Consider the following 21,751-nt stretch of genomic DNA (forward strand, 5'->3'; position numbering starts at 1 on the left):
ATTATTTGTTCGATGCCGCCCACTCGTCCAGCTGCTTTTGCTTTTCTGCGATGACTTTATCAATCCCTGACGACTTAAGCTTCTCTCTGAGCTCTGGAAGTTTGTCTGCCGGATCGAAGGTTCCCGACTCCAGGGCCTTTCTATATTGTTCTACTACATTATTGAGAGCTGTAATTTCGTTCTTGACCGGCTCCGAGTTAAATGCGAAGCCAAGCGCTTTCGATTTTATAGCTTTTTGATTCGCTTCCGCCGTTAGTTCCCATACATTCGGCAAGTCAGTCGTCCGAATATAGCCGATGGATTGGTTAGGGACCATCCATGTTTGAAGGGAATACCCTACCGTCGTCGCTTCGACGCCTTCCGGATAATCAATCGTGGTATCCGACGCCTTCACATAGTGTTTACCTTCAATACCCCATAAGAACAAATTGGATAGATCCTTATCCGAATACATGAGGTCCAGGAACATCATCGTTCTTTCAGGATTTTTGGAATTGTTGGAGATTGCCCACAATCCCGCCGTTGCATCGGATGTTGTCGCATAAGTGTTCGACGATATCGGTACAGCGATGAGTTCTTTGCCTACTGCTGCGCTTTGTACTTCCGCTCCTCCGACCTTAAGGCCGTCGAAGTAAGCAAAGGCTTTGCCCGCCTTCACCATTTCCGTACCGTTGATTTGGCTTGTAGCCGCGTCTTTGTTGATATATCCAGCCTTAAACCAGCTGTGCATTTTATTCAAATAGTCTTCGTACTCTTTGGACTCAAATACGTTTTCAACCTTAAGCCCATTGTCGAATCCAGGCAAAACGCCAAATCGATTGCCCAGTCTGTCATAATCACCATACTTATCCGAAGGAACGGATAACCCTACCGCAAACGGTACAATACCGGGCTCGTTTTCCTTAATCGTCTTAAATACCTGATCCAGGTCATCGAGTCCTTTGATGGAGGCTACATCGATCTTATGTTTGTCCACCAGTGCTTTATCCATGAGGATCGAATTTGTTCCGGTTGTATAGTCTTTGTACACAGGTACTCCGTAAGTTTCACCTTTAAGCTTGGCGCTTGCCAAATATTCCGGACCAATCGCCTGTTTGATGCCCGCGCCGTATTGATCCAAGAGACCGTCCAGCGGAATAATTTTTCCTGCTGCCATATCGGCGCTGTAGCCCTGTCCAAATTCGAACAACAGGTCCAGCTTCTCGCCGCTGGATGACATCAAATTCATTTGTTGTGTCCATGTGCCTATGCTGATAGGCAAAATTTTGACGGTTGCGTTAATTTTCACTTTCGTGATTTTACTCATTTCTTCTTGAACCAACGCAAGATCTGCCGGCGTTGCTCCAATGATCGGCAACGCAAGCGTGATTTCGAAAGGATCTTTCGTTGCTTCGTCCAAACTAGCGCCGGGCTCCTGCGTACTCGACGGGGCGTTTGTTGCAGCGTTCTCTCCGTTGTTAGACGACGAGCACGCGCTGATCAACCCCATCAACATGACCGCTGCAAGTGTCAAAACGACAAATCTCAATTTCTTTCTCATTGCAATCCCCCTCATTTAACTTTAACTTACACCTTCATCGTATCGTTATGCCCCTAGTGCCAACTAACACTTTGACGACTTTTCTGATAACGCTTTCGCGACTTGTTTGGTCACTCTATGTGTTCATTCATGAATTTTGCGCTAAGCTGCAACGATTGGATCGGAGAATCATCTACCCAGTTCGTATGGGATTCCAAGATAACAGCCTGCACGCCGTAATTTATCGCCGTATTCATAAGCGCTTCTAGATTCATATTGCCGTAGCCCAATTCCATGCTGCCCGACTCTATAATTGAAGCGGTTGGGCCATTGACGCGGAAGCCCCGGTCATTGATATGATAAAGTTTCATTCTGCTGCCAAGACTATTCATAAGAGCCAAAGCATCGTATCCGGCTTCAGTTGGCCAATAGGAATCGAACTCGAAATTCACATAACTTGGATCCGTTTGTTCGATGAGCACTTGAAACGCGGTCTTCTCCGCATCGACTTTACGCAGCTCGCAATTGTGATTATGATACAGCAGGCGGAGACCTTCCTTCTCAAGCATTCTACCCGCATGATTCAGTCTTTCCGCAAGGTTAACCACGGCTTGTTTGTCTGAATAATCGAAGCTCCTCAATCCCGTAACGATAATCGTATCCGTTCCGTATTCTTGGGCATCAGCGACGATGCTCGCCGTTAACATAAGGATCATATCCAGATCTTCATGAAGGCCCACGACCTCCAGCCCGGATTGTTTAATCAATGTTTTCCAGTCGAGTTCAGCGCTGCTTTCCAGTTCAATGCCTGCGGCTTTCGCCATCTCAATCGCGGCCTTCGGCAAAGGTCTAACGAGAAAACCGCATAGCTCGATGCCATCGTATCCTGCATCCTTTATTGCCTTAAGCGTATCTTGGGCCTGTTGTTCCGTTCCAACTACCGATCTAATTTGAAACTGCTGTACAGCCTTAAGGACCATTACAACCCCTCTCCCTTCATCTCAAGTAACGAAATGGTAAAGCGATATTCGCCGCTTCCAGCCGTGAACAGGATTCTGCCATCTTCGTAACGCGCATCTGGGAAATCCTCGAATCCGCTCTTCAGGTCGTCTTGATTGCCCGGAAGCATGATCGTCGCCGTCGTATTGGCCGGCACTTCAAAATGATAGGCGATCCCTTGTCCCGTCTTTTCCCAGCTCGATTGAATAGTCCCGTAGAGGGATTCGAACGTAGCGGACGCTTGCGTAAGCGTTCCCCCATGCAATGGTTTCAAAACAAAGTGCTTATAGCCCGGCGCGTCCCAAACCGGACGGATTCCGGCTATGCCCGCGAAGAGAAAATCGCATACAGCTCCGTACGAATAATGGTTAAGCGATCCCGAGAACTCACCGTCAGACTTCATTCCTCGCCAGCTTTCCCAGATCGTCGTCGCTCCCTTGCTGACGGCATATAGCCACGACGGACACGATTCTTGCTCCAACAACCGGAATGCGATATCCGCATGTCCGGAATCCGCCAACACATGGAGAATGAACGGCGTCGACAGGAAACCCGTGTTCAGGTGAAAGTCTTGCTCCGTGACCAGCTGCGCAAGTCTGTCGGCAACAGCTTGTTTGTTATCGTCATCCGCTAAGCCGAATGCAAGCGTACGGACATTCGGCGCTTGCCTGCCGTCTAGAATTTGACCTTCTTCCTTAATAAAATACCGATTGTACACGCGCTTGATTTTGCCGTAGAGCTCCCGGTACTTCGCTTCCTCTTCAGCTTTTCCAAGCACTTGCGCCATTTCCGCCAGCAGCCTGGTGGAATAAGCAAAATAAGCCGTCGAAACATCAGGGAAGCATCCGCCTGTTTTCGTCAATACCGCAGCCAGATCCGTGAATTCCGTGTCGGTTTCCAGCCACTCTCCCCAATGGAACTTCGTATCCCACACATAATTCGCGTCAAGCTCCCCATCCGTATAATTTTGATAAACTGGGGTATCTTTAAATCGTTGATTCGATTCTTTCGCGTTTGAGGCCATATAATCCACCCACGCCTTCGCGGAATCGAACTGTTTCTCCAGAATCGTCTTGTCGCCATAGCATAGGTACATGGTCCACGGGATAATGACGGCCGCATCTCCCCAACCCGAAGAACCGTCAAGCATGCTGGCTACTCCAGGCTTGCGAAACGCCATCATCGGATTTGTGCTTGTCTTGGAAAGCCGCTCCCATTCGGCTAAGTTGTGGTAGCCGATTACAGTGGGTACCGTGCTTGCGACCGATCCGTCGGGGAACTGCTCGACTGCCAGATCGGCCATCCACTTTTCGAAGAAAGGATACACATTCAAGAAATCGGACGACGTTCTGGAATAGACCTGCGCATCCCCCGTCCATCCAGCCCTCTCCCGTGTCGGGCAGTCGGTAGGAACCTCCATAAAGTTGCCCTTCTGGCTCCATATGGAGTTGGATACGAGCTGATTGATCAACGGATGCGAGCAGTTGAACCCGCCCGTTTCTTCCATATCGGAATAGACAGCGACCGCCGTAAAGTTCTGCGGATCGATTGTACCCGGGTAATTTTTCAGCAGGACATAACGGAAGCCGAAGATGGCAAACCGAGGACGATAGCTTTCCACTCCGTTGCCCGCTAAAATGTAATGAACCTCTTGGAAATCCTCCAATTCTCCATGCCCCGTAAGATTTTGCAACGTGAAGTTTCCGTCCTTATCCAACGCTTCTCCATGGATGAGAACGACCTCCGTCCCCGTGTCTCCTTGAACCTGCATATCGACCCAGCCGGCGATATTTTGCCCGAAGTCCAGTACCGTTTCTCCGTTCGGCGTCTGCAGCACTTTAGGCGTGAAACGTTCTTTCGTTCTTACCGGCACGCTGTTCGTACCGATTAAGTTGTCGTATCCATCCTCCGTGACGGCAACCTGCTCCCATGCGGAATCATCATACCCGGTCTTGTTCCATCCTTCGATATCGATCGTGGCGTCGTAGACCTCTCCCGCCTTCATATCCGTCTTCAGCAACGGTCCGCGGGACGTCTTGAAGGAGTCGTCACTGGCGATGATTTCGCGACTCCCGTCCTCGTAGGTCAACACCAGTTGTCCTAAAAAGGCTACCTTATAACCGAAGTTGTTTTTCAGGCTTGCCCCGCCGGTGGTGCCTCTCCACCAACCGTCCCCGAGAATAAACCCTAGCGCATTCGTACCTTCGCGCAGAAGGCGAGTTACATCGTACGTTTGGACCTGCAGCCTCTTGTGATAGGAGGTGAATCCCGGCGTAAACAAGTGGTCCGTACCCTCGATCCCGTTCAAATAAAAGCTGTACAATCCTTTCGCCGTCAGATAGGCTCTAGCCGAGACAAGACCCTTCTTCACGTCAAACTCTTTGCGGATATACGGCGCCGGTTTATAGGCGTCGATGTCTACCGCTTTCTCTGGTTCGATCCAACGAGCCTTCCAATCCGAAGGGTGAAAAAGTCCGGTTTCAAAATACACCGGCTCGCTGAACGGCGATTCCTCTCCATTATTGTTCCATACCTTGACCCGCCAATATATGCGCTGCATCGATTTCAATTCGGGACCGGCGTACAAGACATGCTGCGATTGGCTCGTCTCCATTTTCCCGCTGTCCCACGTCACGTCAGCGAAACTTTTGGTTGCGGATGCTTGCAGCTGATATGCGCATTGTAGCACATTTTTTCCTTTGCTTTTAAGCTTCCAACCCAGACGCGGCTTGACCGAATCCAACCCCAAGGGATTATCCAGATATTCCGTTCGCAAAGACACGGCTTCCAACATATTTAGTAACCTCCTATATCATTTCCGTTGTAGTTTCTTCCCCTTTTCACGATAACATTTCGGGAAAAATCAGACTAACACTTAGCCGACTTTTTAGATGTTGTTATCACGACCAAAAAAGTCGTGAAAATTCCATCCGTAAAGTCGTAAAAACGTTAGAGAAACAACCCGGATTGTTTTATGGTGAAGGTGACAGGTAATCGTTCAAATAGGAGGATAATAGATGACAGATTTTTCTAGTGTAAAAGGCAAAGTTGCTATTATAACGGGTGCTGCCGACGGCATCGGCAAAGCGATCGCATTGTGTTATGCAGAGAATGGCATGAAGGTCGTTGTATCCGATATCAATGCCGACAAGGGATCGAAGTTCGCTGAGGAGATTCGAGCTGCTGGCGGAGAGGCAGTTTTCTTCAAAGCGGATGTAAGCAAAGAAGATGAAGTAAAATGGCTCGTCGATTTCGCTGTCGCGACGTACGGTCGATTAGATGGCCTCGTGAATAATGCCGGAATTGCAGCCGAGAGTAGACCTACGCATGAATTCTCGGTGGCTGAGTTCGATAAATTAATGGCGATCGACTTACGCGGCGTCTTCCTGGGAATAAAGTTTGCTGTCGAAGCTATTCTGAAAACCAAGTCGACCAGCGGGTTCATTATTAACGTTGCTTCCCAAGCAGGAATATTGGGAAACAGCTCCATGGCTACTTATGCTTCCGCTAAGCATGGCGTGGTCGGTCTAACGAAGAGCGCCGCCCTCGACTATGCGGCGTACAACATCTCAATCAATGCGATATGTCCGGGGACGTTCCGAACCTCCATCTGGGGACAAGCACCTGAGGAAGTCGTCTCTCAATACGCGAAGATCCTGTCCCCGAACGGAAGGCTTGGCGACCCTAAAGAAATCGGTCATTTGGCCTTGTTCTTAGCCTCTGACTTGGCGCGTTACATCAGCGGTTCCGCTATTGTGATCGATGCCGGCTCTCACGCGGGCAAGGTGACCCCCGTCAAATGGGCTCATCCGGAAATTTTGGAGTAACTCTATTTTTTCCCAAAAGAAATAACTTCCTTTGAAAGTCTGAAAGGAAGTTATTTCTTTTACGCTCATACGAGAACAAGGCGCGTAACGCCCTGTTCTCGCTGCTGAATTACTCAACCGCCTTGTATACTTCGCCTTCGGTTATCCCTACTTCATTGAAGCTATCCACTCTTACATAAACCGGTTCGCCTTTGATCAACGCTTTAATGGTAAGCTGGTTGACACCGAATACCATATGACTGTGATACAGCTTATCCGGCGCATACCCCCAAAGCACGTTGTATCCGACGGCATCGTCAAGTTGATTCCACGTTACGGATAGATCCAGTTCGCTTAAGAGTTCTGTTTCGACAGCGATTGCTTGTTTCGGCTGCTCTCCTTGTCCGATCCCAAACACTCTAAGACCGGAAATGCATGCTGACTGGTTATAAGGAAGTTCCTTAACCGTCAATCTAATAAACCTGGCCTTGAATCCCTCTTCCTTGACGATCAGATCATGCGCCAAATCGGTTGCAGCTTCCGATTTATCTTCGATCACGAAATAGGTGTTGCCGCCCGTCGAGCCCTCTAGAAGCCACCTTGTAACATGCTTCCGCTCGTCAATGTATCTTCTTATTTCTCCGACTTGCTTTAGAGATGCTCCCTCAGGAAGCGGAAGGTCCATCTGATCATCCGCAAAATTAATTTGTACAGCGTGTACGTTGCATACATGCTTCAGATCGACTTCAAGCCATTCACCGGAACCATTAGACTTCGCTTTCCACCACGTTTGAACATTCTCGTCCGTAGCCTTCGAAGCATCTTTTCCATCTTCACATGAAGACGTCTTGGCCGGCTTGTCATAGGAGAGAAGCATCCACTCCGGATTGTTCCACGGATTCATGGCAGCTTGGTCGATCCGAATCGGCCAGTCGCCATAGCGTTGATTGCAAAATAATTCCCCGTCTTGATCGAAACCCGCCGGCCATAACCCAATCCGTCTTTCAAAAATATGGTTGACGCTGACTCTCATCGTCGAAGCATGCCATACGTTTCCGTGCTCATCTTCCATGGTCGATCCATGTCCTGCTCCTGGAAGAAAACCTCCGGGCTTATACGAGTACGGATTATTTTTCGCTTGAGTAAACGGCCCGAGCGGATTGTCCGAAATGTAGACCCCGTCCGCATAAACGTTATATTGCGTCCCGGGTGCGGAATACTGGAGATAATATTTGCCATTATGCTTATCCATCCACGCCCCCTCGATATATGGATCTTCATTCCCGAGAGACTTCCTGATGGTTTGCAAGAACTCCTCCGTCACGCCGGGATTCATTTTCGCGTAGTTTTTAACGATCTCCTCGACCTGTTCCGGCGGTCTGGGTACGTGATTTTCGCCATTTCTTTCATAGCCGATAACCGCAGTATTGCCCTGCACGAGGGCGATCGGTTCCCCATTGGGCTTCATATCCTCTGGATTGAGTTCAACGCCGTAAAGCGGCGTGACATTGGAGCATCCCCAGTAGAAATAAACCCTGCCGTCGTCATCCAAGAACAGATTCGGGTCCCAGAAGGGAAACGTCCCTTCGATTTCTTCAAACGCGCCGTTAATCGGATCTTTCGTTCTGTAGAAGGAACAGTTCTTGGATTTACTCGATGCGGAAAAATAAACATATTCTCCGATGACCCGAACATCCGGGGCATAGTCGTAAACCGGCACATCCTTCAGCGGGTGGAAGGTCCAATCGGTCAAATTGTCGCTGACAAGAAACCCTGCCGTCATCGAAGGAAACAGATAATATTGGCCTTTGAACAAAATCATTGAAGGATCCGCGGCTTCCCTATAAGTGACGTTAAGCCCTCTTGAATCGGTGAATTGATATTTGTATTCCATATTGATCGGGTTGCACATATACGTCATTCTCGTTCGCTCCTCTTCAGATCGCTACTTTTTCGTTAAATTGGCTATCATACAAATCCGCGTAAAAACCTCTTTGTTCCAACAATTCAAGGTGGTTGCCCCGTTCCACAATCTCTCCGTTATTCATGACGAGGATCAGATCGGCATCCCGGATCGTGGACAGCCGGTGAGCAATGACGAAACTCGTTCTGCCGGCCATTAATTCCTTCATCGCATTTTGAATATTCATCTCTGTCCGAGTGTCGACGCTGCTCGTCGCTTCGTCGAGGATCAGGACGGTCGGGTCGGCGAGGATCGCCCGGGCGATCGTTAGTAATTGTTTTTGTCCTTGCGAAATATTCGAGGCGTCTTCTCCCAGCAACGTATCGTAGCCTTCCGACAGCTTGCGGATAAAATCGTCCGCGTAAGCACTTCTGGCGGCACGGACGATGTCCTCTTCCGTCGCTCCTGTGCGTCCGTAGGCGATATTGTCCCGGATCGTTCCGTTAAACAGCCACGTATCCTGAGTGACCATGCCGTATCGGCTTCGGACTTGCTCCCGGCTCATGTCCTTGTAATCGACGCCGCCTAGCAGGATGCTCCCTTCGTCGACCTCGTAAAATCGCATTAACACGTTAATCAGCGTGGTTTTGCCCGCACCCGTCGGTCCGACGATGGCGATGGTCTGGCCTTCCTTCACGTCAAGATCGAATCCGCGAAGGATCGGCTTGGCTTTCTCGTAACCGAAGCTGACGTTCCGGAAGCTAACGCTCCCCTCGATTTTGTCGGCAGGGCCGATCGACGGCTCGCGTCGGTCTTCCTCTTCTTCATCTTCATCCAGAACTCGGAATACCCTCTCCGCGGAAGCGATCGCCGCCTGAATCAAATTCATGATGCCCGCCACCTGCATCAACGGATAATTGATCTGCTGCGTATATTGGATGAAGGCTTGAACATAGCCGATCCGCATATTCCCGTTTAACACGAGAACGCCGCCGACGATGGCGACCACTACGTAACCGATGTTGCCGACGAAAGTCATCAATGGCATCATGAGTCCGGAAACGAACTGCGCCTTCCTTCCGGCTTCATAGAGCTTCTGATTCATCTGATCGAAGGATCGGATTGCTTCTTCTTCGTACCCGTACGTTTTCACGACCCGATGGCCGCCGAACATCTCCTCGACATGTCCGTTCACGTTGCCTAATTCCGCTTGCTGACGAACGAAAAACTTCTTGGATTTTCCTGCTATCCATCTCATCGCGAATGCGCTGAGCGGCAAGGTGATACCGATCACGATCGTGAGCCACGGACTGATATAGAGCATCATCGCGACGATTCCAACGACGGTCAAGACCGAGCTCATGATTTGCGAGATCGCCTGTTGAAGAGAAGTATTGATGTTATCGACGTCGTTTACCGCCCTACTGAGCAAGTCGCCCTGGGAATGCCGGTCGAAATACCGAAGAGGCAAGCGCGACATTTTCTCTGTTACCTGTTGTCGCAAAGTCGCGGTTACCCGTTGGGCAACGCTTGCCAGGACGTACTGCTGCAAAAAGGAAAAGAACGAAGAAGCGGCATATAGTCCGATCATCCCGATTAGCCATTTCCCGAGCCAAGCGAAATCGACACCCGTGCCTTCCCTGTAACTGTCGAACAAGAAATTCGTCGCGTCCCCGAGCAACTTCGGGTTAACGACGCTGAATAGCGTGCCCGCAATAGCCGCGAACGCGACGAACGTCAATTTACCACGATGGGGCTTGAGGTATCCCATCAACCGCCGGAATGCGTTCTCATTGCTTCCTGTCATGCGCTCTCCTCCTCCTTAAGCTGAGAAGCAACGATTTCCCGATAAATACCGTTTGATGACAGCAATTGTTCGTGGGTTCCGATGCCGGCGATTTCTCCCTCGTGAAGCACGATAATCCGATCGGCGTCCTTCACCGTGCTGACGCGCTGGGCGACGATTAAGATCGTGGCATCCGCCGTGACCTGCTTCAACGCTTTCCTTAACTCGGCGTCCGTCTTGTAATCCAGCGCCGAAAAGCTATCATCGAACAAATAGATGGCGGGTTTTCTCGCGAGTGCTCTCGCGATCGACAACCGCTGCTTCTGGCCGCCTGAGAAATTAGCTCCTCCTTGCGCGGATTCTTCTTCCGAACCCTTCTCCTTTGAATGGACGAAATCCAAGGCTTGCGCAGTTCGGAGCGCTTCTTCCAGCTGTTCCGGCGATAGCCGATCTCGGCCGAATGCCACGTTATCTGCAATCGTCCCCCGGAATAAGAACGCTTTCTGGGTGACGTACCCGATGCGCGACCTGAGCGATCGCTGAGGTATATCCCGAATGTCCACACCATCGACGAGTATCGCACCGCTCTCTACGTCATATAAGCGAGGAATGAGTTGCAGCAGCGTCGTCTTGCCCGAACCCGTGCTCCCGATAATCGCCGTCGTTTCGCCCGGTCCGGCTTGAAAAGAAACCGATCGAAGAGCAGGATTCGCGGCTCCAGGATAACGAAAGGTGACCTCCGCGAATTCAATATGGCCCTTGATCTCGGTTGCAAGCTCGTTGCTCCCGGCGTCCGCGATCGTCGGTTCGAGCCGCAACACGTCGGCAATCCTATTGGCGGAGGCTTGTGCTCGCGGAATCATGACGAACATCATCGATAACATGATCAAAGCGACCATAATCATCATCGCGTATTGCAGGAATGCCATCAGGTTGCCGATTTGCATGTGCCCTTGGTCGATTCGAAATCCGCCGAACCAGACAATCGAAACATTCGTTAAACTCATCACCATGGTCATCGTGGGGAACAGATAAGCCATTATTTTGTTCACCTTGATGCCTGTGTCGCGATAATCTTCGTTCGCCTCGTTAAATCGCCCGCTCTCGTATTCCGTTCGGTTAAACGCGCGAATGACGAGCATGCCGCTTAACGTTTCGCGAATGATTAGATTCAAGCGATCCGTCTTCGACTGCAACAAACCGAATAAGGGAACGGCTTTTCGCATGATTATGAAAATGATTCCCGCCAATACCGGCAAAACGGCGATAAAAACCAAGGAAAGCATCGAATCCCGATAGAACGCTAGAATGATGCCCCCCAGAAGCATGATGGGCGCACGTGTCATCATCCCGAACAGCGCGTTGACAAAATCCTGCACTTGCCGGATGTCGTTCGTCGTTCGCGTCATCAGTGAAGCCGGTCCGAAAATTTCGAATTGTTGCAAGGAGAACTTCTGTATTTGGATGAACAAAGAGCGCCGCAAATCTTTGCCAAAACCGTGCGCGACTCCGGAAGAGAGGTAGTTCACGCCGACGGTGAGCGCCACCGCGAAGATGGAACAGAAGATCATCCACCCGCCGGTCTGAAAGACGTAATCCATATCCTCTTTCGCGATGCCGAAGTCCACCATGTTGGCCATCAGCGTAGGCAAATACAGTTCGAGCATGATCCCCGCAAACATCAGGATGAGAAGCGCCGCAATTGATTTCTTGTACGGCTTCAAATATCGCAATAATAAGGTCATGACCGCCCCTTCTCCGAATCGTATATTCGGGTATCGAGATATTCGATTGATTTCTGTAGCAGATTGGACAACATGCGGCTTTCCTCGGCTCCCAGATGCTCTGCCAACCCTTCGTAAAGCTTGCGAGAATATCGGAGAACATCTGAGGCTTGCTGTTTTCCCTTCTCGGTCAATGAAACCCGAACGACCCGACGGTCTATCGGATCTTTGGCGCGAACGATCAAATTCCGTTCGACCATGTCGTTCAACAGTTGGGATACAAACGGGGAAGTCACTCCCAAATACTCGCTAATCTCCATTACGCTCATACGGTCTTGCTCTCTTTCCATGAGGATCAACAACATCCGGGCTTCGTTTACTTTTTGGTTAAAAGTGTCTATGCGAGTTTCAATATTTTTGCGGTACAGATGCCCGAAAACCTTCATCAGCTCCAACGATTCGTGATCCATGTAACTCTCCTTTCACGATAATAATCGAATAGGTAAGTTACTTATTTATTCGATCTGATTTGATTGTAAAAAATCGCGCATTCCCGAACTAACACTTTGAAGACTTTTTCGCTATCACTATTACGACTTTTTGGAACGCTTGGAAAACAAAAAAACACCTATTCCCAGACCTATCCAGATCTTCTTTTTTTTCGTTCTTGCGCTATTTCTATTGCCTTATTTATTAGATATTTTCCTAGCCCTTGTTTATAATTACCTATTTTGGCATCGGTTCCTTGAACTGAACAAGAAACAAGATGAAAAATTAGTTTCCAACGCAATACTTTTGGTATCGTGTCAAAAACCAAATTTCACCACAATACGGTTATTTAAATCTGGCTAATCTTGCTGTCGTTATTTGGAACGAAGAGCAATGGGCAAATAATCTTCTCATAAGAAATTATTTAAGAGATAATCCAGATGTAGCCAAACATTACTCTGAAAATAAGCTCAAATCCATAATGAAAGGATATACTACATTACTTTCTTATTCGGATGAAAAAGTCGATTTCGTATACAATTTACTCGAACAAGCAAAGAAAAGCTATGAATAGGACTAACAGAACCGCTTATACTTCGGCGGTTCTGTCTCGACATATATAGCAACAATATTTAAGAAAACAGCCTTTACAGAATAAAAAGGGACTTCCCTAAAATCATATAGACTTTTGGAACAGCCCCGCATTAAGGTTTCTATGACATTATCATTGCCCCTACTTAAAATACAATGTATCCATTATTTACGATTCGAAACCGAAGTATTCTTGAGCGTTGTGATAACAAACATTTTGTACAATCGTGCCAAGGAAATCTACATTATTAGGATACTCGCCTTTGCTGACCCATTCTCCGAGCAGGTTACAAAGAATGCGCCGGAAATATTCATGGCGCGTAAAAGACAGAAAGCTACGTGAATCCGTCAGCATGCCAATGAAACGGCTTAAGAGCCCAAGTTCAGCAAGTGATTTCATCTGTGCGATCATACCCTCCTTCGTATCATTAAACCACCAGCCCGATCCAAATTGTATTTTGCCAGGAATACCATCCCCCTGAAAATTACCAATCATCGACCCAATCACATGATTATGTGATGGATTTAGTGAATAAAGAATTGTCTTTGGAAGCCCCCCCTCGCGTTGGATCGCATTCAATAAATAGGACAATGGTTTAGCTATGCTGCCATCGTTAACCGAATCATAACCAGCATCAGGACCAAGAATCTCAAATGCCTGTGTATTATTATTCCGAAGTACATTCATATGGTATTGCATCGCCCAGCCACGTTTTGCGTACAAATTACCTAAATAGACGAGAATAGCTGTTTTATATCGTTTCTCCTCTTCTGGGCTTACCTCGGCACCCGCAAGAGATTTTGCAAAAATCGCAGCCACTTCATCCTTAGTACCACCTATAAAGTGAACATCATTTAATCCATGATCAGAGACTCGGCAACCGACTGAATGAAAAAAATCCACTCTGTTTTCGATTGCCCTAAGCAGACTGTCATAGTCCGAAATAGCAATACCGGAAATTCGCTGCAAACTGCTGATCCAATCCAGAAAATGAATTCCATTAATATCTAGACATTTATCTGGACGGAAGGTTGGCAATACCTTTACATCAATTGTAGGATCATCCTTTATTTTTAAATGGTATTCTAGCGAATCCGTCGGATCATCCGTCGTACAGATTACATGTACATTGGACTTCCTAATAATATCCCTTGCGCCAAAATCCCCTTCAGTAAGCATCGTATTAACCCTATCCCAGATCAAAGGTGCAGTGTTACCATCGAGCAGTTCGTTGATATCGAAAAATCTCTTCAGTTCTAAATGTGTCCAGTGGTACATTGGATTACCAATCATGTATGGAACTGTTTTCGCATATGCAAAAAATTTATCATAGTCACTCGCATCTCCAGTTATCCGTTTTTCATCAATTCCATTTGATCTCATTACTCTCCATTTGTAATGATCCCCCGACAACCACACTTCCGTAATATTGCGATATTTCTTATTTTCATAAATCTCCTTTGGATTCAAATGGCAGTGATAATCGATGATAGGCATATGTTTTGCGTAATTATGATACAAAGTAACTGCTATCGGGGTCTCCAATAAAAAATGATCATCCATAAAAGCCTTCTCCACAGTCTTCCGCTCCTTTTGTTGTTAACCTAACCAGATTTCGAACAAACCTTCCGTTACCCCTAGATTGTACATGTAGAAAAGGCCGAATAAGAAACTCAACGTCCCCGCTAAACGTGTCAGGGAGATATTCAACCATCTATTTTGATAGCTATATACGAACGGAATGCCCAAAATTGTTGTAAATAGGAGCATTCCTATAATTGTTCCTAATCCGAATAAGAGAATATACAACGCACATTTCCAAATTGAAGATACCGTCGATAAGGTCAAGATCACCATCGCCGCGCTTCCAGCTAGTCCATGCACGAAGCCGATAAAAGTCACTTTCCATAATGAAGCTTTCGCTTCATTAGTGGTCGTTTTTGAGTTCAAGGCATTCTTCAAAATCAGATTCTTTGCTCCTAGATAGACCAACATAATCCCTACTAAAAATTCAAGTGACATCGCCCATTTCTCTGGCAAATCTCCTCTAAGCAGGACAAGAATCATACCGACCACGAATAGCGTCACTGTATGTCCGATTCCCCAAAAAACACCCGTTAATGTGGAGCGCCACAATTTCTTACTGTTCCCAACCATCGTGGACACAGCAATGATGTGATCAGGTTCAATGGCATGCTTAATGCCAAGAATAAATCCCACAGTTAAAGCAGATAGCAAACTAACAATCAAATTCTTCGCCTCCTAGAGGTTTATGCTCCTCTATACACTTAAACTTCTGCTCTGCGAATAGCGTCGTACACAGTCTTAAGTGGAATATCATACAACTTTGCGACTCGCTTGCATTCCTCATATTCCGGGGCCCATTGTACGACTACGCCGCCGTAAATACCTTTCTTCACTGTAATCGGTCCCCATTCCGTCTGCACGCTGACGAATACACGCTCTAAGCGATGGACCGATAATGGGTAATAACGAATGCCGAGTGTTGTTGTCTCCCTGAATAGTGTTTTTTTCATTTCGTCGATTTTATCATCGGAGCATAGCAACTGTAGAAGTGTGCCTGGTCTATTCTTTTTCATGTATATAGGCGTATAGTAAACATCGTTAGCCCCTTGTTCAAAGAGCAGATCCATAACGTAGCCAAGCCATTCGCCCGGCATATCATCCAAGTTAACTTCCATTTTTACCATGTTGTTATCAATATGCTCGTATGGCGGCGGTGATTGATTCCCCATGAGGCGAACTCCTCTTTATCTTCAGATCGTAATTTAATTATTCACCGATCATGACGCGCAGTACGTTAGGCTGTTCACGGAATGTTTTTGTTCCAGCTCCATAACCGATGGACTCTACACGGAGTGAAGGCATTGTACCAAAACTATCCGCGAGAACCGAAACGATTGCCGCCCCCGTCGGTGTTGTAAGCTCGGATCTAATATGCGACTGCTCAATGGGGATCCCCTTAAGCATTTCAAGTGTGGCCGGCGCAGGAACCGGATAGATACCGTGATCGATACGAATTTTGCCCATACCGGTCGGAACAGCTGAGCAAGCAACCTTCGAGATTTCTAACTGATGAATCAAAATGGCCGCCCCAACTATATCCACAATGGAGTCGACAGACCCGACCTCGTGGAAGTGAACGCGTTCTAAAGGAATTCCATGAATTTTGCCTTCTGCTTCTCCAATTTTCCGGAAAATCGTCAGTGCCGTTTCCTTGACCTTATTTTCCAAATCGGAATCCGCGATTAAGTGAACGATATCCTTATACGCTCGGTGATCATGGTGATGGTGATCATGGTCGTGACCGTGTTCGTGACTTTGATCGTGATCGTGATCGTGACCATGATCGTGACCATGATCGTGATCGTGACCGTGTTCGTGACCGTGTTCGTGACCGTGACCGTGACTGTGTGAATGCCTATGAATATGTTGTTTACTTGCATCCTTGTTCGGCTGATGCAGTAAAACTACATCAAATTTAACAGCTGTAATACCGTTCTTAATAATAGTCTCTCGCTTTAGCTCGTACTCATCGCCGATATGAAGCTTTTTCAGCTCCTGTTGAAGCAGTTGCATATCGCCGCCCGCGTCGAGCAGCGCTCCAATGAACATATCTCCGCTAATACCTGAAAAGCAGTCGATGTATAAGGTTTTCATACAGAGACTTCCCCTTTGTGAATGAGTTGATGGATAAGAGCGGCATTATAACCCCCTCCGAAACCATTATCAATATTGACCACGCTAATACCCGACGCGCAAGAATTGAGCATCGTCAACAGCGCTGACAGTCCGTTGAAGTTTGCACCGTAACCGACACTAGTCGGGACTGCTATTACTGGATGCGACACCAGGCCACCAACGACGCTCGCCAGCGCCCCTTCCATACCAGCAATAACAACGGAAACTGTTGCTTGCTGAATCTCCTCTGCGTGATATAGAAGACGATGAATGCCCGCAACACCTACGTCATAAATGCGGTGAACTTTACTCCCTAATACTTCTGCGGTGACAGCAGCCTCCTCAGCGACGCTTATATCGGATGTACCTGCTGCTATAACGGCAATGTATCCTTCGCGATCACTACTCGATTGATTGGATTTCTTCCAGTAGAGAAGCCGGGAAGTGTTGTCATACACGAAATCAGAGCAACAGCTTTGAATTAAATTCGCTTTCTCCGGTGTAATTCGGGTAATAAGCACCTCGTTGTTTTGCGCTTGCAGTGACGTTGCAATGCCGATAATCTGTTCCACAGATTTGTTCTCACCGTACACGATCTCGGGAAAACCCTGCCGCTTCTTTCTGTGATGATCAACCTTCGCAAAACCGAGGTTTTCGAAAGAAGCCAATAGCTTCGACGCTTCTTCGACGCTCATGCTTCCGCTATGCACCTGCTTTAAAATGTTTTCCAGCACGCATTTCACCTCTCCACGTTAAGAGTTGCTTAAAATAACGGTGCAATTAGGTTTGCCAATTCCTCATATCGCCCGTAAATCTCTTTATACTTCCTGCTGTTCTCTCCATTAGGAAGCACAGCTTCACCTAACGGAATATTGTTTTTAATATCCTCGAATCGCTGCTCGGCCCCAATCGCGACCAAAGCCGTCCAAGCTGCCCCCCACGCTGCGCTATGATGGTTCTCAGATACATAAATCTCCGTACTAAATACGTCTGCCATCATCTGTAGCCAGATTGGCGAACGGGCTAGCCCCCCGCTCACGTACATATGCTTAGGTGGTCCCGCCAGCTTCTCAAGCACCCGACCAATTTGATACAAGTTGAACGTAATGCCTTCCAGAACTGCTCTTACGTAATGCGCTTTCGTATGTGTCATCGTCAAACCGAAGAAATTACCTCTCGCTCTTTGATTCCAAAGTGGAGCCCGTTCGCCGTTAATATAGGGCAGGAATAGCAGCCCCTCTGCCCCCGGAGGTGATTGCTCTGCTTCGGCAAGGAAGCTTTCGTAACTGCCAGAGTCGTTAAGTAATTGCTTCAACCACTGTAGTGTAATGCCCCCATTATTCGTCGGCCCGCCAATAATATAGGAATCGCTCATAAAAGAATAACAAAACGTTTCCCCGCTTTGACTGACCTTCACTTCATGGGTGAATTGCCTAATTGCTCCGCTCGTGCCAACCGAGACAGCCACTTCTCCTGGCAGAAGAGCTCCTGTTCCAAGATTAGATAACTGACCATCGGCCGCCCCGATCACGAAAGTTATGGATTGAGAAAGTCCCATCCGATCTGCGATATCGACTTTAAGTTCTCCCAATACCGTCGTTGGAGGTACGATCTCAGACAGTTGTTCCTCAGCAATTCCAGCGAGCGCCAGCAATTCCTCATCCCATGTCAGCGAGGATGGATTGAACAATCCGGTAGCCGATGCCATCGAATAATCAATTATCCGTTTGCCAAACCAGCGATAGATGACATATTCCTTGATCGACATGAAGTAAGAGGCCTGACGGTACGCCTCATCCTGTACCTCTTTCATCCACATCAGCTTTATAAAAGGCGTCATAGGGTGGATGGGGGTTCCTGTTTTAGAATACAACCGGTTTCGTATCTCCTCCGTCATCTGTTCCACTTGCACTGTCCCTCGGCCATCCGCCCAAATGAATGCTGAGGATAAAGGTTGGCCTTGCTTGCTTACTGGCACAAGAGAGTGCATGGCAGCTGAAAAGCCGATCGCTTGTAGCTGATCGCTATCAATCGCAGCCTTGCTGATAACTTCCCTAACGACTTGAACCGCCTGCCGCTCAATCTCAGTGGCATCCTGCTGCACCCATCCCTGTTGAGGATATTCCGAATCAATCATTCTCTCTGCTTCAGCGACGAGATTCCCAATTCTATCGAAAAGACATGCTTTCACGCTTGTCGTCCCGATATCAAGTCCCATTACATAGGTTGACATGTGACTACCTTCCTTTTTCAATCAAGATAGATTCCACTTACAGGCCAAGTGATTTGTTCATGCTGCCGCTTCGATAGCCGAGAAGATCCAATGTAACGTATTTGTAGCCATATGCCTGTAAACGCTCAACAATTTCCTCGTGGTTGGACAGAATCGAAGCCATGTCACCGGGGTCTACCTCGATTCGAGCGATATCCTGATGCGTCCTCACACGTACTTGACGAATATGAAGCGATTTCAAATAGGCCTCTGCTCGTTGAACCTTTTGCAACTTCTCGTTTGTAATTGTCTCGCCATATGCAATCCTAGACGACAGACAGGCGAATGAAGGCTTATCCCAAGTAGGCAAACCAAATCCTTTGGATAAGGAACGAATTTCCTCCTTGTATAAGTCAGCTTCCATTAGCGGCCCCCGTATGCCTCTTTCCTTAGCAGCCTGCATGCCTGGGCGATGCTCATTCTTATCATCTGCGATGACTCCATACACAATATTGGCAAACCCCCTCTCCTCAAGCAAAGGAAGTAAATGGTCAAACAGGCTGCTTTTACAGAAATAGCAGCGATTTTTGTTATTCTCCGCATACCCTGGAATAGCAAGCTCTGAGGTCGATATAACCTCATGACGTACGCCGATAAGCTCAGCTAGCAACTCTGCTTCCTTTAACTCGCTTGTTGGATACGTCTCAGAATCAGCTGTTACAGCCAGAACATGCTGTGCGCCTAACGTTTCCACAGCAGCCTTCAGCAAGAACGTACTGTCCACTCCTCCCGAGAAAGCAACGACGACTGACCCCAACTCACGAAGGATTTCTTGTAGGGCAACATACTTATCAGTAGTCAATCTCCAGTCCCCTCTCTATATCGTCATGCTGCCGAAGCCGCCGTCCACACGAACGAGCGTTCCAGTAACAAAGCCTGATGCTTTGTCCGACGCAAGCCATACAGCCGCTCCTTGTAACTCCTCCGGCATTCCGAACCGATTCATTGGAGTATGCCTCATAATGGAGGCGACACGATCCTCGCTCAGTATTTTCCGATTCTGTTCTGCTGGAAAAAATCCAGGAATAATCGCGTTCACACGTATACCTTGTTCTGCGAACTCACGCGCGAGAAATTGCGTAACGCTGTTTAATCCCGCTTTAGACACCGAGTAAGTGAAAACTTTGGATAATGGTGTTGTCGACGAAACGGATGAAATATTAATAATACTCCCTCTCCGTCCTTGCTCAATCATACGTTTGGCGAAAATTTGACAAATGAGGACGACCCCCTTCAAATTCACGTCCATAATGTCGTCCCACTCATCCATTTCAAGATCGAAAAATGGAGTAGGACTGTTCTTACCCGGGGCGTTTAACAATATGTCGCAGCCTCCCGTCCATGCTTCGATCTCCGAAGACAATTGGCGAAGCGATTCCTTCGAGCCAACATCGGCTTGAAAAGCTTGTGCACTTCCACCAGCACCAATTATGTTTTCAGCCACCGATTTAGCTTTGTCGTAATTCCTTCCAACGATTGCGACATGGGCTCCATGTGCGGCCAAACCTGCTGCCATCGAAGAACCAAGCACGCCGTTACCTCCTACCACAACCGCGGTCTTCCCTGTCAAATCAAACAAATTAACCATTTCCTTTCTCCTCTCTACTATTAGAATAAGTTACCGTCCTCATCGAAAGTCAGTTCGTATAGATCCTGAATTACTTCCATTTTGGGATGACGCCGCACTTCGTCCAACAACGCTTCGGATACATCGATCACACCAAGCTCCAGCGTATTTTTGATCCGAACCATTCTGACTTGTTCAAAATGCAAAATATTGCAAGTCTTTATGGACGCCTGAATGGTCTCCCTGTCATTGGGCAGTGTCGTGGCTATCTTCGTCGGTGCTACAACAGTGGAAGTTAAGCCATTCGCATACGTTTTCTCGCGATCCATTTTGTCTATCAGCCGTTGTGTCGTAAAATCTGCAGTTCCAACGCCGTTAGCATTTCCTTCGCTCTGATGGGTCAGATCTAATACCGCCATTTTGTTCACATCAGGCCCGCCATGAGCATAAGGCGTTGGATACCGTCCTGTAATGTTAGGATCCATACCGTCGCCGCTAATGTTTTTCCCGATTTGATCAATAATGAGGACATCAAGTTGGTCAAAGTACAACTTTGGCAGCAGCGCTTTTGCCTTAACTAGCAGCGCAGGCTCATTTTCTAAAATTTCTTCCGGTGTCATCGTTTCAATGAGTGCCACTTTATCAAAAGCATTTTCGACCGAAGCTACTCCAAACAACAGAGGTTTATGCTCCATAATCATCTTGGCCATTGCTGGCACGTTTTCTGCCATATATTTAAATCCTAGCTGATGACAAGCTTCTGCACCTTTTTGCTTGCCCAGCCCAATACTAATCATTTTCATCATGCCGCTCTCAACCTCACCTCTGAAAGCGGTATGAGGCTTGATTCGGTTAATAACAACCATCCCGTCTGCGGCAGCAGCGAATTGATCGACATATACGGGCAATCCATTAGGAAGCTCCCCAATTTGAACTACCTCCATCGATGACTTGATTTCACAGCCTATCGTTTCCTTTGTAATACCAAGATGTGCCAGTACTTCACGTTGCCCTTCCGCAGTTGCTCCACCATGACTTCCCATGCTAGGTACGATAAACGGTCTAGCCCCAGCGTCTTGGAGAAACTTCACAGTAACAGCCGTAATCTCCACGAGCCTGTCAAGTCCCCTGCTCCCAACCGCGATCGCTATTTCCATTCCAGGCTTTACTTTTCCCGCTATGGCCTCACGTTGTAGCTTTGGAAGAAGGTCGCTTGCTAAATCATCGATTCTAGTTTCATCAAAATTCACTTTAACCTTCGCCATCTTTGGTATTGGAATATCTTTCACCAGATCCTGTAAAATCCCCATTACTAATCATCGCTCCTTTTCTATTCGCTTTATCCAAACCCTTCATATTGACGACTGCTCTTTATTCCATAATAATTAATTT

Annotated in this window: 18 protein-coding genes and 1 pseudogene; 3 read left to right on the top strand and 16 right to left on the bottom strand. The window is 47.6% G+C overall.

Going from position 1 to position 21,751, the window contains the following annotated elements; genetic code table 11:
* Position 1 precedes the first annotated feature (1 nt).
* The 3 genes from AC6ESP_RS21690 to AC6ESP_RS21700 all read right to left on the bottom strand — a co-directional run bounded on the left by AC6ESP_RS21690 (position 2) and on the right by AC6ESP_RS21700 (position 5,312).
* Positions 2-1,540, bottom strand: coding sequence for an ABC transporter substrate-binding protein (locus AC6ESP_RS21690; RefSeq protein ID WP_497098828.1), 1,539 nt, complete (start codon positions 1,538-1,540; stop codon positions 2-4).
* Between the two features lie 110 nt (positions 1,541-1,650).
* On the bottom strand, positions 1,651-2,499 hold the full coding sequence (locus tag AC6ESP_RS21695) for a sugar phosphate isomerase/epimerase family protein (RefSeq protein WP_497098829.1): 849 nt from the start codon (positions 2,497-2,499) through the stop codon (positions 1,651-1,653).
* A complete protein-coding gene (locus AC6ESP_RS21700) occupies positions 2,499-5,312 on the bottom strand; it encodes a family 78 glycoside hydrolase catalytic domain (RefSeq protein ID WP_497098830.1) in 2,814 nt (937 codons plus the stop codon). Before AC6ESP_RS21700 ends, AC6ESP_RS21695 begins: the two co-directional genes overlap by 1 nt.
* Positions 5,313-5,535: 223 nt before the next feature.
* Between AC6ESP_RS21700 and AC6ESP_RS21705 the strand changes: the two genes are divergently transcribed.
* Positions 5,536-6,345: an SDR family NAD(P)-dependent oxidoreductase gene (locus tag AC6ESP_RS21705; protein ID WP_497098831.1), complete on the top strand. Its 810-nt coding sequence runs from the start codon at positions 5,536-5,538 to the stop codon at positions 6,343-6,345.
* A 109-nt stretch (positions 6,346-6,454) separates the two neighbouring features.
* Here AC6ESP_RS21705 and AC6ESP_RS21710 read toward each other — a convergent pair whose 3' ends face one another.
* The 4 genes from AC6ESP_RS21710 to AC6ESP_RS21725 are packed head-to-tail and all read right to left on the bottom strand — an operon-like array spanning position 6,455 to position 12,207.
* Complete coding sequence (locus tag AC6ESP_RS21710) at positions 6,455-8,245, bottom strand: family 43 glycosylhydrolase (protein ID WP_497098832.1); 1,791 nt, start codon at positions 8,243-8,245, stop codon at positions 6,455-6,457.
* 16 nt (positions 8,246-8,261) lie between these two features.
* Positions 8,262-10,034 carry an ABC transporter ATP-binding protein gene (locus AC6ESP_RS21715; protein WP_497098833.1) on the bottom strand — a complete coding sequence of 591 codons (1,773 nt, stop codon included), beginning with the start codon at positions 10,032-10,034 and terminating at the stop codon, positions 8,262-8,264.
* A complete protein-coding gene (locus tag AC6ESP_RS21720; RefSeq protein WP_497098834.1) occupies positions 10,031-11,758 on the bottom strand; it encodes an ABC transporter ATP-binding protein in 1,728 nt (575 codons plus the stop codon). The genes AC6ESP_RS21715 and AC6ESP_RS21720 overlap by 4 nt, the downstream gene beginning before the upstream one ends.
* A complete protein-coding gene (locus AC6ESP_RS21725) occupies positions 11,755-12,207 on the bottom strand; it encodes a MarR family winged helix-turn-helix transcriptional regulator (protein WP_497098835.1) in 453 nt (150 codons plus the stop codon). Before AC6ESP_RS21725 ends, AC6ESP_RS21720 begins: the two co-directional genes overlap by 4 nt.
* A 250-nt stretch (positions 12,208-12,457) precedes the next feature.
* Here AC6ESP_RS21725 and AC6ESP_RS21730 point away from each other — a divergent pair.
* Together AC6ESP_RS21730 and AC6ESP_RS21735 are read left to right on the top strand one after the other, a co-directional pair.
* Positions 12,458-12,589 (top strand): annotated as a pseudogene (locus AC6ESP_RS21730) (IS1595 family transposase); the annotation flags it as partial.
* Positions 12,582-12,800, top strand: coding sequence for a GrpB family protein (locus AC6ESP_RS21735; protein ID WP_497098868.1), 219 nt, complete (start codon positions 12,582-12,584; stop codon positions 12,798-12,800). The pseudogene AC6ESP_RS21730 and the gene AC6ESP_RS21735, both read left to right, overlap by 8 nt.
* A 186-nt stretch (positions 12,801-12,986) precedes the next feature.
* Here AC6ESP_RS21735 and uxaC read toward each other — a convergent pair whose 3' ends face one another.
* The 9 genes from uxaC to AC6ESP_RS21780 are packed head-to-tail and all read right to left on the bottom strand — an operon-like array spanning position 12,987 to position 21,669.
* A complete protein-coding gene (gene uxaC / locus AC6ESP_RS21740) occupies positions 12,987-14,381 on the bottom strand; it encodes a glucuronate isomerase (RefSeq protein WP_497098869.1) in 1,395 nt (464 codons plus the stop codon).
* A gap of 36 nt (positions 14,382-14,417) precedes the next feature.
* Complete coding sequence (locus tag AC6ESP_RS21745; RefSeq protein ID WP_497098836.1) at positions 14,418-15,068, bottom strand: urease accessory protein UreH; 651 nt, start codon at positions 15,066-15,068, stop codon at positions 14,418-14,420.
* A gap of 38 nt (positions 15,069-15,106) precedes the next feature.
* Positions 15,107-15,574 (bottom strand): nickel pincer cofactor biosynthesis protein LarC2, encoded by a 468-nt coding sequence (larC2, locus tag AC6ESP_RS21750; RefSeq protein ID WP_497098837.1) that lies wholly within the window; start codon positions 15,572-15,574, stop codon positions 15,107-15,109.
* A 37-nt stretch (positions 15,575-15,611) separates the two neighbouring features.
* The gene (larC, locus tag AC6ESP_RS21755; protein ID WP_497098838.1) at positions 15,612-16,499 is read right to left on the bottom strand and encodes a nickel pincer cofactor biosynthesis protein LarC; all 888 of its coding nucleotides are present in this window, start codon (positions 16,497-16,499) and stop codon (positions 15,612-15,614) included.
* A complete protein-coding gene (larB, locus tag AC6ESP_RS21760; RefSeq protein WP_497098839.1) occupies positions 16,496-17,254 on the bottom strand; it encodes a nickel pincer cofactor biosynthesis protein LarB in 759 nt (252 codons plus the stop codon). The genes larC and larB overlap by 4 nt, the downstream gene beginning before the upstream one ends.
* 29 nt (positions 17,255-17,283) lie before the next feature.
* The gene (locus tag AC6ESP_RS21765; protein ID WP_497098840.1) at positions 17,284-18,753 is read right to left on the bottom strand and encodes a gluconokinase; all 1,470 of its coding nucleotides are present in this window, start codon (positions 18,751-18,753) and stop codon (positions 17,284-17,286) included.
* Positions 18,754-18,790: 37 nt separating this feature from the next.
* Complete coding sequence (gene larE, locus AC6ESP_RS21770) at positions 18,791-19,594, bottom strand: ATP-dependent sacrificial sulfur transferase LarE (RefSeq protein WP_497098841.1); 804 nt, start codon at positions 19,592-19,594, stop codon at positions 18,791-18,793.
* A 15-nt stretch (positions 19,595-19,609) separates the two neighbouring features.
* Positions 19,610-20,380, bottom strand: a complete 771-nt coding sequence (locus AC6ESP_RS21775; protein WP_497098842.1) for an SDR family oxidoreductase — start codon at positions 20,378-20,380, stop codon at positions 19,610-19,612.
* 20 nt (positions 20,381-20,400) lie between these two features.
* On the bottom strand, positions 20,401-21,669 hold the full coding sequence (locus AC6ESP_RS21780; RefSeq protein WP_497098843.1) for a nickel pincer cofactor-dependent isomerase, group 22: 1,269 nt from the start codon (positions 21,667-21,669) through the stop codon (positions 20,401-20,403).
* Positions 21,670-21,751: the final 82 nt, after the last annotated feature.

The organism is Paenibacillus xinjiangensis (genome assembly GCF_059686975.1).

What these genes read in the sequence shown, in the direction of transcription:
- AC6ESP_RS21690 (WP_497098828.1), bottom strand. Translation starts at nt 1,540, where the DNA reads ATGAGAAAGAAATTGAGATTTGTCGTTTTGACACTTGCAGCGGTCATG.
- AC6ESP_RS21695 (WP_497098829.1), bottom strand. Translation starts at nt 2,499, where the DNA reads ATGGTCCTTAAGGCTGTACAGCAGTTTCAAATTAGATCGGTAGTTGGA.
- AC6ESP_RS21700 (WP_497098830.1), bottom strand. Translation starts at nt 5,312, where the DNA reads ATGTTGGAAGCCGTGTCTTTGCGAACGGAATATCTGGATAATCCCTTG.
- AC6ESP_RS21705 (WP_497098831.1), top strand. Translation starts at nt 5,536, where the DNA reads ATGACAGATTTTTCTAGTGTAAAAGGCAAAGTTGCTATTATAACGGGT.
- AC6ESP_RS21710 (WP_497098832.1), bottom strand. Translation starts at nt 8,245, where the DNA reads ATGACGTATATGTGCAACCCGATCAATATGGAATACAAATATCAATTC.
- AC6ESP_RS21715 (WP_497098833.1), bottom strand. Translation starts at nt 10,034, where the DNA reads ATGACAGGAAGCAATGAGAACGCATTCCGGCGGTTGATGGGATACCTC.
- AC6ESP_RS21720 (WP_497098834.1), bottom strand. Translation starts at nt 11,758, where the DNA reads ATGACCTTATTATTGCGATATTTGAAGCCGTACAAGAAATCAATTGCG.
- AC6ESP_RS21725 (WP_497098835.1), bottom strand. Translation starts at nt 12,207, where the DNA reads ATGGATCACGAATCGTTGGAGCTGATGAAGGTTTTCGGGCATCTGTAC.
- uxaC (WP_497098869.1), bottom strand. Translation starts at nt 14,381, where the DNA reads ATGGATGATCATTTTTTATTGGAGACCCCGATAGCAGTTACTTTGTAT.
- larC2 (WP_497098837.1), bottom strand. Translation starts at nt 15,574, where the DNA reads ATGGGGAATCAATCACCGCCGCCATACGAGCATATTGATAACAACATG.
- larC (WP_497098838.1), bottom strand. Translation starts at nt 16,499, where the DNA reads ATGAAAACCTTATACATCGACTGCTTTTCAGGTATTAGCGGAGATATG.
- AC6ESP_RS21765 (WP_497098840.1), bottom strand. Translation starts at nt 18,753, where the DNA reads ATGTCAACCTATGTAATGGGACTTGATATCGGGACGACAAGCGTGAAA.
- AC6ESP_RS21775 (WP_497098842.1), bottom strand. Translation starts at nt 20,380, where the DNA reads ATGGTTAATTTGTTTGATTTGACAGGGAAGACCGCGGTTGTGGTAGGA.
- AC6ESP_RS21780 (WP_497098843.1), bottom strand. Translation starts at nt 21,669, where the DNA reads ATGGGGATTTTACAGGATCTGGTGAAAGATATTCCAATACCAAAGATG.